Source organism: Allostigmatella hybrida, from assembly GCF_020103775.1.
GTDB lineage: Bacteria > Myxococcota > Myxococcia > Myxococcales > Myxococcaceae > Hyalangium > Hyalangium aurantiaca.
Map to the genome: position 1 here is coordinate 91,558 of NZ_JAHXBH010000015.1, position 18,673 is coordinate 110,230.

Genomic DNA, 18,673 nt, shown 5'->3' on the forward strand with positions numbered 1-18,673 from the left:
TGCCGCCGCTGTCCGTCAACTAGCTGGGGCTGGGCGTGGCCACCTCGGGTGGGGCCGGGGGCAGGGGCGGGGTGACGTAGCGGTCGGCGCACGCATGGCCGGGCTTGGGCAGGGGCGTGCTCTTGGGGCGGTACTCCCAGTGCCACGGCTCCGAGCGCACCGTGCGCCGGAAGCCGAAGCGGCACGCGTTGGCCGACAGCCACCCGTAGACCGGGGAGGAGACCCCGCCCACCGACACATCCACCGCCGTGCCCCGCTGATGGTTAGAGCGTCCGGGGCGGGCGGCGCGAGGCCCCAGGCCCTTGCGGTAGAGGCGGTAGAGGTAGCGCTGCTCCGCGCGCGAGCGGTGGCCGCTGACGGCCCACAGCCAGATGCCCTCCGCGGAGGCCTCGTCGTGCATCTTCTGGAAGGCCAGGGCTGCGTCCTTGCGCAGGCGCTCGCCGCCGGGGATGGGCACCAGCGCCTTCAGAGGACCGGAACGCTTCGGCGTGCGCGGCGGGCGCACCGCCTGGGCGGCCTGACGGCGAGCCTCCTCCTCCGCTGATGCCACGGGGGCGGCCAGCAACAGCGGGAGGAGCACGAGGCTCCAGGGGCGCAGCGAGGGCGGCATCGTGAGTCCTGACACGGGAAGACCAGGACATGCCTCTTGTGCATCTATTCCCAATCGCCAAGTGGCGGCCTGGCAGGCGCTTGCCTGGCTGCCTGCCCTCAGGTGGCCATCGACGCCCGGCGTCCGCTCGGAGCCTCCGCCGGCGGCGGCGGGGCGAGCGCCGGGGAAGTGTCCACCCGTTGACCCACGCGCTGGCGGCGGGCCTTCTTCAGGACGTGGGCGAGGTAGCGGCCGGTGTGGCTCTCCTGCACCTGGGACACGGCCTCGGGGGTGCCCACGGCGAGCACCCGGCCGCCGCCCGAGCCGCCCTCGGGGCCCAGGTCGATGACCCAGTCGGAGCTCTTGATGACATCCAGGTTGTGCTCGATGCAGAGCACCGAGTTGCCCGCCTCCACCAGGCGGTTGAGCACCAGCAGCAGCTTGCGGATGTCCTCGAAGTGCAGGCCGGTGGTGGGCTCATCCAGGATGTAGAGCGTGCGGCCGGTGGACACGCGCGCCAGCTCCCGCGCCAGCTTGATGCGCTGGGCCTCGCCGCCCGACAGCGTGGGCGAGCTCTGCCCCAGGCGGATGTAGCCCAGCCCCACGTCCTCCAGCGTCTGGAGCACGCGCATGATGTCCTTGTGGGCCCCGAAGTGCTGCATCGCCTCGCGCACGCTCATGTCGAGCACCTCGGCGATGTTCTTGCCCTTGTAGCGCACCCGGAGCGTGGCCTCGTTGAAGCGCTTGCCCTGGCACACCTCGCACGGCACGTACACGTCCGCCAGGAAGTGCATCTCCACGAGCTTCACGCCGTCGCCCTCGCACGCCTCGCAGCGCCCGCCCTTGATGTTGAAGGAGAAGCGGCCCGGGGTGTACCCGAACGTGCGCGCCTCCTGGGTGAGCGCGAACACCTCGCGCACGGCGTCGAACACCTTCGTGTACGTGGCCGGGTTGCTGCGCGGCGTGCGGCCGATGGGCCGCTGATCGATGTCGATGACCTTGTCCAGGTGCTCCATGCCCTGGATGGACTTGTGCCGCCCGGGCACCTCGCGGCTCTCGTAGAGGTGCCGCGCCAGCGCCGGGTAGAGGATCTCGTTGATGAGCGTGGACTTGCCCGCCCCGGACACGCCGGTGATGGACACCAGCACCCCGAGGGGAATCTCCACGTCCACGTCCTTCAGGTTGTTCTCGCGCGCCCCGCGGATGAGCAGCTGCTGCTTGCCGGGCTTGCGCCGCTGCTCGGGGATTTCGATCTCCTTGCGCCCGGAGAGGTACGCGCCCGTGAGGCTCCCCTCGTCCGCCATCACCTGCTTGGGGGTGCCCTGGGCCACCACCTGGCCGCCCAGCTCGCCTGCGCCCGGGCCGAAGTCGACGATCCAGTCCGCCTCCTCCATCGTCTCCTCGTCGTGCTCCACGACGATGACGGAGTTGCCCAAGTCCCGCAGCCGCTTGAGCGTGGCCAGGAGCTTGCCGTTGTCGCGCTGGTGCAGGCCGATGGAGGGCTCATCCAGGATGTAGATGACGCCCGTCAGCTCGCTGCCCATCTGCGAGGCCAGGCGGATGCGCTGGCTCTCGCCGCCGGACAGGGTGGAGGCGGTGCGGTCCAGCGTGAGGTAGCCCAGGCCCACGTCCACCAGGAAGGACAGGCGGCTGCGGATCTCCTTGAGCAGCTCCGCGGCGATCTTCTGCTCGTTCTCCGTGAGCCCCATGCCGCCCAGGAAGCTCAGGGAGTCCGAGATGGTCCGCTTGCTCAGCTCCACCAGGGAGCTGCCGTGGACCTTCACGGCGCGGCTCTCGGGCTTCAGGCGATCGCCCTTGCACGTGGGGCAGGGCTTGTCGCTGAAGAACTTCTGGTAGTAGGTGCGCATCGCCTCGGAGGTGGTCGTCTTGAAGCTGCGCATGAGCTTGTTGACCAGGCCCTCCCACTCCATCTTGTAGCGGCCGCCCTCGCCCCACTTGACGGTGAACGCCTTGCCGTCCGAGCCGTACATCAGGATGTCTTTTTCCTTCTGGCCGATCTTCGCGTAGGGCACATCCAGGGGAATCTTGAACGCCTCGGCCAGGCTCTCGACGAACTCCGCCGTCCAGCCCTCGCCCTTGTTCATGCCGCTGGCCCACGGCTCGATGGCCCCGTCGCGCACGGTGCGCGTGGGGTCCGGGACGATCCGGTCCGGATCCATCTCCGCCTTGGTGCCCAGGCCGTTGCAGTCGGTGCACATGCCCAGCGGGTTGTTGAAGGAGAAGGCCGCCGGGGTCAGCTCGCCGAAGGACAGGCCGCACGCGTGGCACGCGTTCAGCTCGCTCATGACGCGGTCGGAGGACAGGGTGCCGTTCTCGTCGGTGACGATGAGGATGCCCTTGCCCTCGCGCAGCGCGGTCTCCACCGAGTCGGTCAGGCGCGTGCGCACCTCCGGCTTGAGCACGAGCCGGTCGATGATGAGCGCGATGTCGTGCTTGGACTTCTTGTCCAGCTCCACGCGCTCCTCCAGGCTCTTCAGCTTGCCGTCGATGCGCGCCCGGGAGAAGCCGCGCTTCTGCGCCTCGGTGAGGATGTCCTTGTGCTCGCCCTTCCGGTTGGTGACGAGCGGCGCGAGGATTTGCACCTTGGTGCCCGCGGGGGACTTGAGGATCTCGTCGATGATCTGCTGCGCGCTCTGCTTGCCCACCTTGCGCCCGCACTGGGGGCAGTGCTGGACGCCGATGGAGGCGTAGAGCACGCGCAGGTAGTCATGCACCTCCGTCACCGTACCCACGGTGGAGCGGGGGTTGTTGCTGGCCGCCTTCTGCTCGATGGAGATGGTGGGCGACAGGCCCCTCAGCGTGTCGTACTTGGGCTTCTCCATCTGTCCGAGGAACTGCCGGGCATAGGCCGAGAGGCTCTCCACGTAGCGGCGCTGGCCCTCCGCGTAGAGGGTGTCGAAGGCGAGCGAGCTCTTTCCGGAGCCGGACACGCCGGTGAAGACCACGAGCTTCTTCTTCGGGATCTCCAGCGTGACGTTCTTGAGGTTGTGCTCCTGGGCACCGCGGATGGTGATGATGTCGGGCTCGGACATAGGGGCTGGTCTATACTGAAAAGGTGTTCCGGTGACCCGGTTTATTGGGTAGGAAGCCGTTGGATGGTCCTGAACGCTTGGCGTTGCAACCGGAATCCCCAGCGGCCCGGAGGGCAGGCGTCCTTGGGGGCCGCCAGGGCTTGGGCTACGGTGGGCCGCACTCCATGAAGGGCTTTTCGGTCCCCGAGCGCTGGCGCGGCCTGCCGCTGCTCATGTTTTCCAGCTTTCTCTTCGCGCTCATGGCCCTGTTCGCCCGGATGCTCTCGGGGCGGCTGTCGGTGGGGCAGGTGGTCTGCGGCCGGTTCGCCGTGGGGCTCGTCTTCCTGGCGCTCTACTACCCGGCGATGGGCCACCGGCCTCGCTTCGGCCGGCCGCTGCTCTGGTCCCTGCGGGGCATCTTCGGCGGCATCTCGGTCTACCTCTACTTCGTCTGCATTGACCTGGTGGCGGTGGGGCCCGCGGTGCTGCTCAACGCCTGCTGGCCCATCTACGGCGCCATCCTGGGTTACTACTTCCTCAAAGAGCAGGTGAGCGGCCCGCTCCTGGGCGGGCTCGTGTTGACGACGGTGGGCGCGGGGCTCGTCATCTGGGGCACGTCGATGGTGACCTCCAGCCTGTCCTTCGGGCTGGGGGCGTGGGCGGGCATGTTCTCGGCCGTCTTCAGCGGCGCCGCCGTGGTCGCCCTGCGTGCCCTGCGCAACGACACGGATCCGGCCACCGTCTTCCTGTCCTTCTGCTGCTTCGGCCTGCTGTTCGGCCTTCCGTTCGCCCTGGCCGACTGGCGGCCCCTCGCGGCGGACACGGTGGGGCTGCTGCTGGCTGTGGGGCTGTCCTCGGCGGTGGCCCAGATGATCTTCACCTACGCCATGGGTCACGTCACCACGGCCATGGGCGGCGTGGGCTCGCAGCTCACCCCCGTCTTCTCCTGGCTCCTGGGCGCCGTGTTCCTCACCGAGCCCGTGGCGCCGCTGGCCCTGCTGGGCGCGGCCCTGTGCATCCTGGGGGTGCTCTGGGGCACGGGGCTCTTGCGCAAGCTCCTGGCGCCCGCCGCCGTGCAACCCTAGCGGCCCCGGGGGAGCGTGGTTTCTCCTGTCCCCGGGTGGGCAGTCCTGAAAAAAGTTCAGGGGTGGGGGAAGGGTGGAGACTTCGCTTCCCTGTGCATTCCCGCCTTTTTCCCCAGTCTGGCGGGTGGTTTGCCCGGTTGGCCCCCCGGCTTCCCTGCCTGGGCATTCCGGTTGCAACAGCCCTCCAGGACGGAGTCTGGGGAGGCGGCGCTTATGTGGGGACGTCGGTGGGCTTGGCTGGTGGCGTGGGCGTGCGTGGCGGGAGGGCTGAGCGGGTGTGACCGGCAGAGCTCCGGCAACCGCGCGCGCACGGGCTTCGCCGCACGGCCCCAGGTGCTGGAGTTCGGCCCGGCGGCGATCGGCTCCACCAAGACGGTGAAACTCCGGGTGGCCAATGAGGGCCGGGCCCCGCTGCGCGTGGAGGGTGCCTCCTCCAGCGTGCCCAACGTGGAGATTGCCCCGTTCGAGCCCTTCTCGCTGAGCGCGGGGGGCGAGGCCGAGCTGGAGGTGCGCTTCTCGCCCGCCGTGGAGGGCACGGTGCAGGGCGTGGTGGACATCCTCACGGACGCGGACTCGGACGGGGCCGCGGGCTCGCAGGTGAACTTCGCGGGCCAGGGCGTGAAGGCCTGGGTCGAGGTGCGCAGCCAGGAGCTGGATTTTGGCAACGTGGCGCTTGACACCGTGCAGGTGCTCACGCTGCGCCTGCGCAATTCCTCCCGCGTGGAGAGCCCACTGCGGCTGCGCATGGCCGGGGCGGACGCGGATCAGTTCTCCTCCAGCACGGCCGGGCCGGAGCTGATGTTGCAGCCGGGCGAGGAGCAGGCCCTGCCCATCGCGTTCAAGCCGCGCCGGCTGGGCGTGGCCTCCGCCGAGGTGAGCGTGGAGGTGTGCGAGGGCTGCGCGCCCATCGCCGTGCCGCTCAAGGGCATGGGCATCGCCTCGCAGCTGGATATTTCTCCCCTGCGGGTGGACTTCGGCAACGTGGCGCTGGGGGCCACGGCCGAGGAGCGCATCATGGTGCGCAACCTGGGCACCTCGCCCATGAGCTACCAGGGCGCGCGCCTCCTCGAGGGCTCTGGTGAGTTCCGCCTGCTGAGCGCGGTGGTGCCCCCGGGCGGTGTCCTGAATCCGGGGCAGGCCGCGGAGATCCGCGTGGCGTTCGCGCCGTCGCGGCTCGGCGCGCTTCCCGAGGCGCGGGTGGAGATCGACGTGAAGGCCACCGGCTCGGCCGCGCCCGCGCCCAAGGTGGCGCTGAGCGGCGAGGGCGGCTCCTCGTGCGTGACGGTGCTGCCGCGCGCGCTGGACTTAGGGGGGGTGGCCGAGGGCATGTCCGCCACCCGCGAGGTGAAGGTCATCAACCGCTGCCGCGCCCCGGTGCTGGTGAGTGACTTGCAGATTGACACGCGGCAGGGCGGGTTCTTCACGCTGGCCCAGGCGCCCGCGAGCACCCCCATCGCCCCGGGCCAGTCGGCCGCCGTGGGCGTCACCTTCACGCCCCGGGCGGGCGCGGGGCAGGGCGAGGCCCAGCTCTCCGTGTCCGTGCGCAGCGGCGGCACCACCTCCACCGAGGCGGTGACGCTCAAGGGGAACGGCAAGGCGCTCCCGCCGTGCCAGTACGCGGTGTCCCCGGCCACGCTCGACTTCGGCCGGGTGCCGGTGGGCGCGGAGGTGGTGCTGGGCACCTCCGTGCGCAACACGGGCGCCACGGAGTGCTTCCTCGCGGGGCTGCAGCTCGCGGCGGGCTCGGACGGGGCCTTCAGCGCCCCGCCGGTGACGGGCTCGCTGCTGGCCCCGGGGCAGAAGGCGCAGCTGCTCGTCCGGTTCAAGCCGGAGGCGGAGGCCTCCTATGGCGGCCTGGCGGAGGGCTGGGTGAACCATCCGTCCAACGGGCACCCCACCGTGAACGTGGTGGGCGAGGGGGTGAAGGGCTGCTTCGCCGTTCAGCCCACGCACCTGGAGTTTGGCCTCTCGCAGCTCACGTGCGCGCCGCGCACGCAGGAGCTCATCGCCTACAACGGCTGCGCGGGCCCGCTCACCGTCCAGGGGCTGCAGGTGCAGCAGGACAGCGCGGAGTTCCAGCTCTCGGAGGTGCCCACCTTCCCGGTGACGCTGGAGGCGGGCGGGCAGTTCCGGCTGCGCGCCACCTATGCGCCGGAGAACGAGGGCGTGGACGCGGCGGCGCTGCGCTTTGAGCTGGGGCCGGACTCCGTCTACACCGCGAGCCTGCTGGGCAAGGGCGTGAGCAAGGCGGAGCAGACCGACACGTTCTTCCAGGAGTCCGAGGCCAAGGTCGACGTGCTCTTCGTCGTGGACAACTCGGGCTCGATGATGGAGGAGCAGCAGAGCCTGGGCAGCAACTTCGCCGCCTTCCTGAGCTCCGCCAACGCCGCGGGCGTGGACTACCACATCGGGGTCACCACCACGGGCCTGGATGCCTCGCCGGGCGGCTGGTCCGCGTGCCTGGGCGGCGCCGAGGGCGGTGAGAACGGCCGGCTCTTCCCGGTGGATGGCGCCTCGCCGCGGGTCATTACCCCCACCACGCCGAACGCCTCGTCCGTCTTCGCCCACAACACGCAGGTGGGCGTGTGCCACTGGAACGAGCAGGGGCTGGAGGCCGCCTACCGGGCCCTGTCCCAGCCGCTGCTGCACAACACGGATGATCCGCGCACCGCGCAGGCCGCGGACGGCAACGGCGGCTTCCTGCGCGAGGACGCGCGGCTGGCGCTCATCTTCCTCACCGACGAGGAGGACTTCTCCCCCCAGCCGGTGGCCTTCTACGAGACGTACCTCCGCGCGCTGAAGAACAACGAGGCCTCCAAGCTGAGCGTCTCGGCCATCGTGGGGCCCACGAACCTGTCCACCTGCGTGACGGCCAGCAGCTCGGGCGCGCGCTACATCCAGCTCGCGGAGGCCACCGGCGGCGTCGTGGAGAGCATCTGCACGCCGAACTGGGCCGAGTCCCTCAAGAAGCTCTCGTCCAACACCTTCGGGCCCAACCGCTCCTTCCCGCTGTCCGAGCAGCCGGAGAATCCCTCGCAGATCTCCGTCACGGTGGATGGGGTGCCGGTGACGTCCGGTTGGCATTACAACCCAGACACCCGCGCCATCCTCTTCGAGGCGCAGGCCGCTCCCCCTCCAGGCGCCCTGGTAGAAGTCACGTACCCGCTCGGGTGCTGATCCCCGGAGTCGGGATGCACCCAGGCGCAGGAGAGGACCCCCCGGGTCCTTCTCTTTAATTTTCTCTCAGCACTGTTTTCAACGCCTGTAGGGAGATCCCTCTCGACAGCGGGAGGGGGCCACGGCACTTTGAAGGCTCACGCCGAAGGCCTGCAATGTCCACACAATCTCTCCTCATCGCGGGTGTGGGAGACATCCATGGACGCTTCCACCGGGTGGAAGCGTGGATGGAGGTGTTGGAGAAGGCGCGGGGCCGGCCGGTGGACATGGTGCTGGCGGTGGGGGACGTGGAGGCCTTCCGGCGCGCGGATGATCAACGCCGCAAGATGACCAAGCGCCTCATGCCCGCCGAGTTCGCCGAGTACGCGGATGGGCAGCGGCAGATGAAGCGGCCGCTGTACTTCATCGGTGGGAACAACGAGGACTTCGAGGCGCTCCACGACGCGCCGGAGGGCATGGAACTGGCCCCCCAGGTGTATTACCTCGGGCGGGCGGGGCTCCAGACGCTGCGGGGGCTGCGCGTGGCGTACCTCTCGGGCATCCACGCCCCGCGCTTCTTCGAGCAGCCGCTCAAGCGGCCCCGGGCGCTCGATACGGCGAAGCAGGCCGGTTACTTCCGCGCGCCGGAAGTCGAGCGGGTCATGCACGCGCGGGACGTGGACCTGCTGCTGGTGCACGAGTGGCCCCGGGGCATCGTGCAGCGGGCGCGGGACGAGAACGCCCCGTCAACCCGGCCCCTGCCGTCGTATTGGATTGGCAATCCCATCACGCGCCGGTTGGTGGACACGCTGCGGCCCAAGTGGATGTTCTGTGGCCACTCCCACAAGGGCTTCGCGGTGTCCCTGGGCGGCGAGGGTGGACGGCCGGTGACGCGCATTGCCTGTCTGGATCAGGCGGCGCGGCCGGATGAGGCGGTGTTCTGGCTGGAGTTCGAGAACCGCGAGCCCGTGCGCGGAGGCTGGGGCCTGTCCGGCGCGGTGGCCTGGCAGGCCGGGGCGCCGTGGAACCTTCAATCGCTGCCCGCGGCAGGGCCCCACGCCGCCTTGCCGGAAGAGGAGCGGGAGCTGGGGTGAGCCGCGGGGGGCCGAAGCCCGGCCCTCAGTGATGGTTCACGGTCAGCCCCGAGAGGGGAAGCTCGTGGGGGCCCGAGGGCGCGTCCAGCGCCTCGCGGGCAATGTCGTCGAGCGACACCATGCCCACGAGGTTCTGGTCCCGGTCGAGGACGGGCAGGTAGTGGAGGTGGTGTTCGGCCATGAGCTGGGCGGCGGTGGCCAGCTCATCGTCCTCGAAGGCGTAGCAGGGGGCCGCGTCCCCGAGGATTTCGCCCACCCGGGTCTGTTGGGGATCGAGCCGCTCCGCGATGGCCTGGAACACGATGTCGCGGTCGGTGAGCAGGCCCACGATTTTCCGGCTGTTGCACACGGGAAGAAGTCCTGAGCCCTGTTGCCGCATGCGCAGGGCGGCCTCGGTCAGCGTTTGTTCCGGGCTGATAGGACGCACATCCGGATTCATCACCGCGCTCAGCTTCATGTCTTCCTCCCCCGTTTCAAGCGTCTGCCCCGGGAAGGTGGGGCGCTGGCTGGGGGGGAACAACCCGTCTTGAAATAAATGTTTCCGGGACGCCGCGAGGCATCTTGTAGAGAACACGTCCGGTGACACGCTGGTGCCACAGGCCGCGGAGCGGCCAGGGCTAGAAGCGCCCCGCGACCGCCGCGCCCCGGGGCCCTGCCGTCACCTGGAGGGACAGCCCTTCGGGGGTCGAAGACGTGCGCCCGTGCAGCAACAGGGGCACCGCGAGCCCGGAGGCCGTCCCCAGCGCCGCGCCCACGGCCACATCGGTCAGGTAGTGTTTGCCAGCGCCCATTCGCAGCAGGCCCACGGAGGTGGCCAGGGGCAGCCCCACCGCCCAGACCCAGGGCTGGTGCGGGTAGCCGCGCAGGTGGGCCACGGTGCCCGCGGACACCACCAGCGAGAACATCATGCTGGTGTGGCCGCTGTAGAAGGAGAGGTTGTTGTCCGAGGGGTGCTCCGTGAAGGGCTTCTGGGCCTCGGGCAGGGCGTGGACGAAGGGCCGCTCCCGGCCCGCGATGAACTTCGTGGCCTGGTTGAGCACCGCGCTCAGCAGGACCGACTCGACGATGATGCCCGTGTCCTGGAGAAACACGGCGCCGGAGGCCCCCGCCTGCCGCGAGAAGGCGTAGTGCGCCCCCAGCGTGCCCAGGGGCAGCAGTCCGCCCACGATGTTGCTCCAGTTGCCCGCGCGCTGGCGCTGCGCCCCGGTGGTGCCGGTGAGCCCGCGTCCCCAGCGGTCCAGCCGGTTGAGCGAGTCCGTGCCATCGGCGGCCCGGTCGCACCAGCGGCACGTCGCGGGGGCCAGGTCCTCCTTGAAGAGGACTTCGCTGCCCACGAGCAGCACCGTCGCCGCGCCCATGAGGGCGCCATCCTGCTTCCAGTCGAAGCGCAGTTCGTGAAAACCGGGCGCCTGCCCGGAAGAGGGCCGGGCGTCCGGGCTCAGGGGAACCGAGGAGAGCAGGGGGACGACCGCGAGAAGGAGTTGGGCGGAAAGCACGAATGGAGCATAAGCGGGGGCCCTTCACGCGTTCTAGAATCCACTCCGAATGCCCCGTCCCGGCCGCACCCTCCAGGTCTTCCCCGACGCGAACCGGCGCCAGCAAGTGCTGCGCGCGACACGTGAAAGCCACGGCTTCGTGCGGGCGGCGGGTTGTCTCACCTGGGACGAATTCGTCAACGCGCTGGGTGGCGCCCGGGCGCTGAAGCGCAGGCCGTGCCCGGCCTCGGCCGCGCGCGTGGTGATGGGCTCGCTGGCCCAGGGACTGGGCGAGACGCCCTTTGGTGCCTTCGTCCAGGAGCCCGCCTTCGCCCGTGCCGCGCTGGAGCTCGTGCTCGACATGAAGGCGGGCCGGTTGACGCCCCGGGAGATTCAGGACGCCGCGGAGCTGCTGCCGCAGGAGCGCCGGCCCCGGCTCCGGGTGCTCGCCCGGGTGTATGACGGCTATGTCCGGCGCATGGAGGCCCTGGGGCTGGCGGACCGCGAGGACGTGCTGCGCGGCTCGCTCCAGGCGCTGAAGGCGGGCACGTGGCCCGCGGCCTGGGAGGACGTGGACACGCTCGTGCTGCACGGCCTGTACGACGTGCGGCCCTCGGGGCTGGAGCTGCTCCTGGCGCTGGCGGCGGTGTGCGAGAAGCGCCAGGTGGCCCTGCGGGTGGAGACGCCCGTGGGCGGCTCGCCCGTGGCGGACGCGGCGCTGGCGGGCCTGTTCCGGGCCTTCGAGAACCAGGGGGAGGCCCTGAGCCAGGTCGATCTCTTCAAGGCGGACCTGACCTTCGAGGCCCGGCCCCTGGCCGAGCTGGGACGCCACCTCTTCTCCGCGGGCGTGGCGCGCGGGGCGCTGGAGGCCGCAGCGGGCCCCTTGCGCATGTGGAGCGTGGGCTCGGCCCAGGACGAGGCCCGGCAGATCGCCCGGGACGTGCGCCGGCTGGTGGCCGAGGGCGTCGAACCGGCCCGGATCGCCGTGGCCTGGCGGGAGCCGGGGCCGGAGGCGCGGTGGTTGGCGGAGGCGCTGGGCGAGCTGGGCGTACCCGTGAGGCTGCCGTATGGCGAGCCGCTCGCGCTGGCGGGCCCGGTGCGGCTGGCGTTGGACTTGCCCCTGCTGGCCGAGGATGGTTTTCCGGCCGAGCGCGTGGCGGAGCTGGTGGCGAGCCGGTACGCGCCCATCCTCTCGCGCGGCGCACCCGAGGCCCCGGCGACGCTCTTCACCCTGGCCGCGGTGCGGGACGACCGGCTGGGGGCCTCGCGGGGCAAGGGCGCGTATGACGTGCGGCTGGAGGGGCTGGCGCGCCGGATGGTGGCGGCCCACGACGAGCGGGCCCACGCCGTGCGGCTGCTCCGGGAGCGTTGCCTGCGGCTGATGGAGGAGTGCCGCCGCATCCCCGAGTCGGGCAGCGCGCTGGAACTGCTCGGGGCGTGGTGGCAGGCCGTGCGGCAACTGGGGCTCACGGACTCGGAAGGGGAGCTGGAGCCCCTGCGGGACGATGCCCTGGGGCTGCACGGGCTGGAGGCCCGCTCCCGGGACGATGCCGCGCGCCAGGCACTGAGCCTCCGGGTAGGGGAGCTGGAGCGCACGCTGCGGACGGTGGACGGCGGCCCGAGGTTGGCCCGGCGCACCTTCGGCCGGTGGCTCCTGGACGCGATGCGGGACGTGTACCTGCCGCCCCGGGGGCCCGCCGCCGGCGCGGTGGAGGTGCTGGACATCCGCGAGCTGGCGGGCCGGACGTTCGGCCACCTGTTCCTGGCGGGGATGACGGAGGGCCGCTTCCCGGGACACGAGGCGCCCAATCCCTTGCTGGGGGATGCCGACCGGGTGGAGCTGAACAAGCACCTGGGGCGGGAAGTTTTCCGGCTCACCGGCGGCGAGTTCGAGGACCGCGCGCCGTGGCGCCTCGCCGAGGACCGGCTGCTCTTCGCCAGCGCGCTGGTGGCGGCGGAGGAGCAGGTGAGCCTGTCCTTCCCGGCGACGGGCGTGGGCGGGCAGGAGCAGGTGCCCTCCGGGTTCCTGGAGGAGCTCCGCCGGCTCACGGGCAAGGGCTGGGAGGCGCGGGCGCTGATGGCCGTGCCCCCGTTGGACGACGTGCTCACGGAGTCCGAGCTGCGCCAGCGCGTGGCCCTGGAGACGCTCGCGTCCGCCCGGCTGCGCGTGACCGAGCCGGATGTGGCGGGGCCCTTGCTGCGCCGGCGCTTCGCGGTCGAGGCGTGGTTCGCCAGCGTGAAGGAGCTGGCGCACGTGGAGGTTGAACGCCTGCACTTCTTCAGCAACCCGGCCAACCGGGTGGGCCCCTACACGGGACACATCGCGGGCCCGGGGCTGGACGTGGCGCTGCGGGAGACGTTCCGCTTCGATGAGACCCGGCCCCTGTCGGCCTCGGCGCTGGCCCGGTTTGGAAACTGTGGCTTCCAGGGCTTCCTCACGTACGGGCTGAAGGTGGCCGAGCCGGATCAGCCGGGCGAGGAGTTCGATGCGCGCGGCCGGGGAACCTTCTGGCACCGGGTGCTGGAGGAAGTGTTCAAGCGGCTCCGGGAGCAGGGGTTGCTCGGCAAAGGCTTGGACGAAATCCCGGAGGAGGTGCTGGATGCCTCGCTGGCCAAGGCGGTGCTCTACTTCGAGCAGCGCAACCACGTGGGCCATCCGGAGCTGTGGAAGCTCGCCAAGGAGCGGGCCCGGGCCATGGCGCGGCGCATCCTCGCGGACGAGCGCCGGGGGATGCCCTTCGAGCGCTACATGCCCGAGGAGTTCGAGCTGAAGTTCGGCCCGCAAGCCATCCGGGAGACGTGGAAGCAGGTGTCGCTCCTGGCGGGCGAGGAGGCCATCCACTTCGAGGGGAAGATCGACCGGCTGGATCTGAGCGCGGGCGACGTGGGCGTCATCGACTACAAGTCGGGGCGCCTGGACAAGCGGGAGCTGAAACAGAAGCTCCTGTCCTCGGACTTCCAGCTCCCGCTGTACCTCTACGCGGCGCGGGCCAGCGGCCACCGGGAGGCGCGCAACGCGGCCTGGTTCTCGCTCCGCACGGGGACGACGGTGCACCTGTCCGAGGTGGTCTCCACTGAGGAACTGGAGGACATGCTGGCCACGGACCCAGCCATCCGCGCCCGGCTGGCCGAGGAAGAGAAGCCCAACTTGGCGAACGCGGTGGAGCAGCTGGTGGCCACGGCCCGGAAGGGCCAGTTCGGCATGCGCCCGAAGGATTGCGGCAGCTGCGGCTACCGGGCGGTGTGCCGCATCACCGAGCGGCGCGTGGTGGAGGAGGGCGTTTGAGCACCGCATCGCCCCTGGCCCTGGAGCAGAACCTCGCGCTGATGGCGGGCGCGGGCGCGGGCAAGACGTACAGCCTGGTGACGATGGTGCTGCACCTGCTGGCGGGCGCGCGGGAAGCGGGCCCGGCGCTGCGGCCCGCGAAGCTGTGCATGTTGACCTTCACCGACAAGGCGGCGGCGGAGATGCGCTCGCGCACCCGCGCGCGCCTGGACGCGCTCGCCCAGGCGGAGGCGAAGGAGCCGGAGCTGCGCGCCTCGCTGGAGCGGCTGAGCCGCCCCTTTCCCACGCAGGACACCTGGCGGGCCCTGCGCGAGGAGCTGGGCGCGGCCACGGTGGGCACCTTCCACTCGCTCTGTGGACAGCTCCTGCGCCGCGCGCCCGCGGGCCTGGGGATTGATCCGGCCTTCGAGGTGCTCGACGAGCTGGAGGCGAGCAGCCTCGTGCAGGACGTGTGCGAGCGCGTGGTGCTGGACGCGCTGGAGAAGGGCAGCCTGGAAGTGAGCGAGCTGTGCCAGGAGCTGACCTTCTCGGGCTCCGGGTTCTCCGAGGGCCTCGTGAGTTCGCTGCGGCAGGTCTACGCCAAGCTGCGCGAGGAGGGGCTCCGGGCGGAGACCGCGCCCATCTCACGCATCGCGGAGGCCCGTGCCGTGCTGGAAGCGCTCTTCGGCGAGGGCTTGAAGCACTGTGCCTCGGCGAGGGAGCTGGATGCGAAGGGCGAGTGGCGCCTGCTGCGCGAGGCCTGCGAGCGCGCGCTGGAGGGGATGACGCCGGAGAACTTCCCCGAAGCGGACCGGCTGCCCGCGCTCAAGGCCGCGTTCCTGGCGGATGGCCGCAACTTCGCGCGGCTGAGCAAGGGCGCGGCGAGCCCCATCCGGGCGCTGTACTGGCTCGTGTTCGGCAAGAGCGACGGCTCGGTGCTGCGGTTCGAGGACGCGTACGCGGCCTGGCGCACGGTGCCATTCGAGAGCACCTTCCGCGTGCTGCTCGGCCAGGTCGAGGTGCGCCACGAGACCGAGTTCACCCGCCGCAACGTCTTCGACTTCACCGCCTTGTTGGTAAAGGCGAGGGACTTGCTGAGGGACCACCCCACCTTCCGCCGCCAGGTGCAGGAGCGGATGGGGGCGCTGCTGGTGGACGAGTTCCAGGACACCAACCGGCTCCAGCTCGAGCTGGTGCTGCTGCTGTCGGAGCAACGGGACGGAGGCCCCCGGACGGTGCGCCCGGACGAGGACCTGCGCGCCGCGCTCCCGCTGGAGCCCGCGTTCCTGTGCGCGGTGGGCGACCGCAAGCAGTCCATCTACGAGTTCCGGGGCGCGGACGTCTCCGTCTTCGCGGCGCTGGCGGAGAAGATTGTCGCCGAGGGAGGCCAGAAGGGCTTTCTCCAGCACAACCGCCGCTCGGTACCGGCGCTGCTGGACTTCTTCAACCGCGCCTTCGCGGGGGTGCTGGTGGCGGGCCAGCCCCCACGCCCGTACGAGGTGGCGTACGTCTCCGAGGAGGACGATCTGTCGCCGGTGCGCCCGGAGTTCTCCCCGGAGCCCGCGGTGGAGCGGCTGCTCATCGGCGAGGCGGAGACCGCGTCGGGGGCGCGCGAGCTGGACGCCGACGCGGTGGCCCGGCGGCTGCGCCTGCTGCTGGCGCCGGGCGCACCCCCGTGCGTGGCCCACGAGGATGGCCAGCGCCTGCGCCCCGCGCGCGGCGGCGACGTGGCCATCCTCCTGCGAACCTTCACCCACCTGGAGGTGTACCGCCAGGCGCTCATCCGCCATGGCGTGCCGCACCGGGTGCTGCGAGGACGCGGCTTCTATGGGGCCCAGGAGGTGCTGGATCTGGCCTCCCTGCTGGCGCTCCTGGCGGATCCGGAGGACGCGCTCGCGCTGGCGGCGGTGCTGCGCTCGCCCCTGGTGGGGCTGTCGGATGCCGCGCTCTTCCGGCTGTCGGGGGAGAAGGGCCTGACGCTGGCGGGCGTAGAGCAGAAGGACCTCGCCACGTGCGAGCTGGAGCCCAGCGAGCGGCTGCGGCTGGAGCGCTTCCTGACGGCGCTTCCCTCGCTGCGGCGGGAGCGGGACCGGCTGGGCGTGAAGGCCCTGCTTCAGGTGGCCATGGACGTCACGGGCTACCGCGAGGCCATGGCGGGAACCCCGTACGCGGAGCAGGCCAGCGCCAACATCGACAAGCTGCTGGCGCTCGCGGGCCGGCGCGACGAGCGCGGCACGGGCGGGTGCGTGGCGTTCGCCCGGGAGCTGCGCATGCTCGTCGAGTCGGATCCGACCGAGGCGCAAGCGGACCTGCTGGACGCGGGAGACCCGCGCGCGGTGCAACTGCTCACCATCCACCGGGCGAAGGGCCTGGAGTGGCCCATCGTCGTGGTGCCAGGGCTGGGCGGCAAGCGGCGCTCCGAGAGCGGACGGATTCACTTCGAGCGGACGCACGGCCTGGTCTTGCGGCCATGGCTGCAGGACTCCCTGGAGAGCTTCAGCTCCACCCGCTTCGAGGCGGTGAAGGACGAACTGGATACGCGAGGGCTGGCCGAGTACCGGCGCTTGCTCTACGTGGCGCTCACGCGTGCGAGGGACCTGCTGCTGCTCTCGGGCACGGCGGAGAAGCGCGTGCCCCTGTCTTGGTGGACGATGCTCGATGGGCGCCTGGGCTCGGACGCGGCGCTGCGGGCCCGGGTGCGGGACATCGAGGTGGCGGCCCTGCCACCGCCCGCGGATCCGCTGCCGCCGGGTGCGGACGAAGTCGCGGAAGCCGAGGCGCGGGTGGAGGCAGCCATCCAGCGGGTGCGCGGCGGGGCCGCCCTGGAGCCGGTGTCCGCCGTGGCCTCGGCCGAGGCGCTCCAGGACTTCATGGTCTGCCCGAGGCGCTACCGCTACATCCACCAGCTTGGCTTGAGCGGCCAGCGCCCGTGGGAGCTGCCGGCGAAGCGCCGCCCGCTGTGGGTCGAGGCCGATGCCTGGGGGCACGCCCCGGACGCCTCCCAGATGGGGGCCGTGCTGCTCCGGGAGCTGGACTTCCGCTGGGCCACCGCGCCCGCGCCGGAGCGCCGGGCGCACCTGGAAGCCCTCCTTCAGGCGTGGGGCCACCTGCCGGACGGGGAGGGGATGGAGTTGGTCCTGGCGATGGCCGAGCGCTTCCTGGACACCCCCTTTGCCCGGCTCCTGGCCGCAAGTCCCCCGTCGCGCCTGCACCGGGGCCTGACCTTCTCGCTGGCGCTGTCCTTGCCGGGGGCGAAGGGCCAGGTGGCCGTGGAGGGCGAGCTGGACCTGCTCTGGGAGACGCCCGAGGGGGAGGCGTGGGTGGTGGCCTACCGGCGGGGCAAACGTCACCCCCTGGGGCCGGTGGCCTTCGCGCACGAATTGGTGGTGCAGGGGCTGGCCGCGAAGCGCCTGGTTCAGGACGGGGTGACGGTCCGGGCCGGGGTGGCCTTCCTCGGGGAGCCCTCGCCGGAGCCGGAGTTTCTCACCCTGCCGGGGGGGTTGACGGAGGCCGCCGAGCCGCTGGAGCAGGCGGTGCGGGCCCTGGTCCGCTCCGGCATGCAAGATGAATGGCCCAGCCGGGAAGCCGCGGCGTGTCAGGCGCTACATTGTGGCTTCGCGGAACACTGTCACCCCTCCCCCCGTGCGTGCTAAGGCGACGGCACCATGCCGAACGTCGTCGTCGTTGGAGCGCAGTGGGGAGATGAGGGAAAGGGCAAGGTCGTTGACCTGCTCACGGAGCACGCCCAGGTGGTGGTGCGTTTCCAGGGGGGCAACAACGCGGGCCATACCCTGGTCGTCGGCGGTCAGAAGACCGTTCTGCACCTGATTCCATCCGGCATCCTTCATCCGGGCAAGACGTGTGTGATTGGCAACGGGGTGGTGGTGGACCCCTCGGTGCTCGTCGGCGAGATGGATGCGCTCAAGGCGCGCGGCTTCCTGAAGGAGGCCTCGCACCTGCTCATCTCGGACAACGCGCACGTCATCTTCCCGTGGCACAAGCAACTGGACGTGTTCCGCGAGAAGGCCCGGGGCGGCAGTGCCATTGGGACGACGGGGCGGGGCATCGGGCCCGCCTACGAGGACAAGGTGGCCCGGCGGGGCATCCGCGTCCGGGACTTGCTGCAGCCCGAGCGGCTGCGCAAGCGCATCGACGAGCGGCTTCCGCAGGCGTTGGAGGAGTTGCGCGAGCTGTGCCAGAAGGCGGGCGAGCCGGTGCCCGAGCTGGACGCCGCGAAGATCCAGGAGGACTTCGCCAGCCTGGGCGAGAAGCTCCGTCCCCACGTGGGCGATGCCTCGCTGTTCCTGGCGGGCCAGATGGCGCGCGGCGCGCGCATCCTCTTCGAGGGCGCCCAGGGCACGCTCTTGGATGTGGACCATGGCACCTACCCGTACGTCACCAGCTCCAACTGCGTGGCGGGCAACGCGGCGGTGGGCTCGGGGCTGGGCCCCACGGCCATCGACAAGGTGATGGGCATCAGCAAGGCCTACACCACGCGCGTGGGCGGCGGCCCGTTCCCCACGGAGCTGAGCGACACGCTGGGCGACCAGCTGCGCCGCGTGGGCGATGAGTTCGGCGCCACCACGGGGCGTCCCCGCCGGTGTGGCTGGCTGGACGGCGTGGTGCTGCGCTACGCGGTGCGCGTCAACGGCCTGAGCAGCCTGGCCCTCACGAAGCTGGACGTGCTGTCGGGCATCAAGACGCTGCAGCTGTGCAACGCGTACGAGCTGGACGGCCAGCGCATCTCCGAGCTGCCGGGCGACTACGAGGACCTGGGCCGCGTGAAGCCCGTCTACGAGACGTTGCCCGGCTGGGAGGAGAAGCTCACCGGCGTGCGCACCTTCGACGAGCTGCCGGAGAGCGCCAAGCGCTACGTGCGCCGGGTGGAGGAGATCTCCGGCGTGCCCGTCACCTGCATCTCGGTGGGCGCGGACCGCGGCGAGACGGTGCTGCTGCAGAACCCGTTCCGGAGCTGAG

10 protein-coding genes are annotated in these 18,673 nt (G+C 71.1%); 6 read left to right on the forward strand and 4 right to left on the reverse strand.

Annotated elements, in window-relative coordinates; translation table 11 throughout:
* Positions 1-19 precede the first annotated feature (19 nt).
* Complete coding sequence (locus KY661_RS22220; protein ID WP_225412124.1) at positions 20-610, reverse strand: M15 family metallopeptidase; 591 nt, start codon at positions 608-610, stop codon at positions 20-22.
* A 98-nt stretch (positions 611-708) separates the two neighbouring features.
* Complete coding sequence (gene uvrA / locus KY661_RS22225; RefSeq protein WP_225412125.1) at positions 709-3,642, reverse strand: excinuclease ABC subunit UvrA; 2,934 nt, start codon at positions 3,640-3,642, stop codon at positions 709-711.
* Positions 3,643-3,806: 164 nt separating this feature from the next.
* Between uvrA and KY661_RS22230 the strand changes: the two genes are divergently transcribed.
* From KY661_RS22230 to KY661_RS22240, 3 genes are all read left to right on the forward strand, one after another.
* A complete protein-coding gene (locus KY661_RS22230; RefSeq protein WP_225412126.1) occupies positions 3,807-4,706 on the forward strand; it encodes a DMT family transporter in 900 nt (299 codons plus the stop codon).
* A 213-nt stretch (positions 4,707-4,919) separates the two neighbouring features.
* Positions 4,920-7,883 carry a choice-of-anchor D domain-containing protein gene (locus tag KY661_RS22235; RefSeq protein ID WP_225412127.1) on the forward strand — a complete coding sequence of 988 codons (2,964 nt, stop codon included), beginning with the start codon at positions 4,920-4,922 and terminating at the stop codon, positions 7,881-7,883.
* Positions 7,884-8,038: 155 nt separating this feature from the next.
* On the forward strand, positions 8,039-8,956 hold the full coding sequence (locus KY661_RS22240) for a metallophosphoesterase (RefSeq protein WP_225412128.1): 918 nt from the start codon (positions 8,039-8,041) through the stop codon (positions 8,954-8,956).
* Positions 8,957-8,981: 25 nt separating this feature from the next.
* Here KY661_RS22240 and KY661_RS22245 read toward each other — a convergent pair whose 3' ends face one another.
* Together KY661_RS22245 and KY661_RS22250 are read right to left on the reverse strand one after the other, a co-directional pair.
* A complete protein-coding gene (locus tag KY661_RS22245) occupies positions 8,982-9,413 on the reverse strand; it encodes a CBS domain-containing protein (RefSeq protein WP_225412129.1) in 432 nt (143 codons plus the stop codon).
* 160 nt (positions 9,414-9,573) lie between these two features.
* Positions 9,574-10,452 carry a phosphatase PAP2 family protein gene (locus KY661_RS22250; RefSeq protein ID WP_225412130.1) on the reverse strand — a complete coding sequence of 293 codons (879 nt, stop codon included), beginning with the start codon at positions 10,450-10,452 and terminating at the stop codon, positions 9,574-9,576.
* Between the two features lie 49 nt (positions 10,453-10,501).
* Between KY661_RS22250 and KY661_RS22255 the strand changes: the two genes are divergently transcribed.
* From KY661_RS22255 to KY661_RS22265, 3 genes are read left to right on the forward strand one after another with little or no spacing between them, the layout of a single operon-like run.
* Positions 10,502-13,717, forward strand: a complete 3,216-nt coding sequence (locus tag KY661_RS22255) for a PD-(D/E)XK nuclease family protein (RefSeq protein ID WP_225412131.1) — start codon at positions 10,502-10,504, stop codon at positions 13,715-13,717.
* Positions 13,714-17,349 (forward strand): UvrD-helicase domain-containing protein, encoded by a 3,636-nt coding sequence (locus KY661_RS22260; protein WP_225412132.1) that lies wholly within the window; start codon positions 13,714-13,716, stop codon positions 17,347-17,349. The genes KY661_RS22255 and KY661_RS22260 overlap by 4 nt, the downstream gene beginning before the upstream one ends.
* A 12-nt stretch (positions 17,350-17,361) precedes the next feature.
* Entirely contained in the window at positions 17,362-18,672 is a 1,311-nt protein-coding gene (locus KY661_RS22265) for an adenylosuccinate synthase (protein WP_225412133.1), read from the forward strand.
* The last annotated feature ends 1 nt before the right edge of the window (position 18,673 follow it).

What these genes read in the sequence shown, in the direction of transcription:
- KY661_RS22220 (WP_225412124.1), bottom strand. Translation starts at nt 610, where the DNA reads ATGCCGCCCTCGCTGCGCCCCTGGAGCCTCGTGCTCCTCCCGCTGTTG.
- uvrA (WP_225412125.1), bottom strand. Translation starts at nt 3,642, where the DNA reads ATGTCCGAGCCCGACATCATCACCATCCGCGGTGCCCAGGAGCACAAC.
- KY661_RS22230 (WP_225412126.1), top strand. Translation starts at nt 3,807, where the DNA reads ATGAAGGGCTTTTCGGTCCCCGAGCGCTGGCGCGGCCTGCCGCTGCTC.
- KY661_RS22235 (WP_225412127.1), top strand. Translation starts at nt 4,920, where the DNA reads ATGTGGGGACGTCGGTGGGCTTGGCTGGTGGCGTGGGCGTGCGTGGCG.
- KY661_RS22240 (WP_225412128.1), top strand. Translation starts at nt 8,039, where the DNA reads ATGTCCACACAATCTCTCCTCATCGCGGGTGTGGGAGACATCCATGGA.
- KY661_RS22245 (WP_225412129.1), bottom strand. Translation starts at nt 9,413, where the DNA reads ATGAAGCTGAGCGCGGTGATGAATCCGGATGTGCGTCCTATCAGCCCG.
- KY661_RS22255 (WP_225412131.1), top strand. Translation starts at nt 10,502, where the DNA reads ATGCCCCGTCCCGGCCGCACCCTCCAGGTCTTCCCCGACGCGAACCGG.
- KY661_RS22265 (WP_225412133.1), top strand. Translation starts at nt 17,362, where the DNA reads ATGCCGAACGTCGTCGTCGTTGGAGCGCAGTGGGGAGATGAGGGAAAG.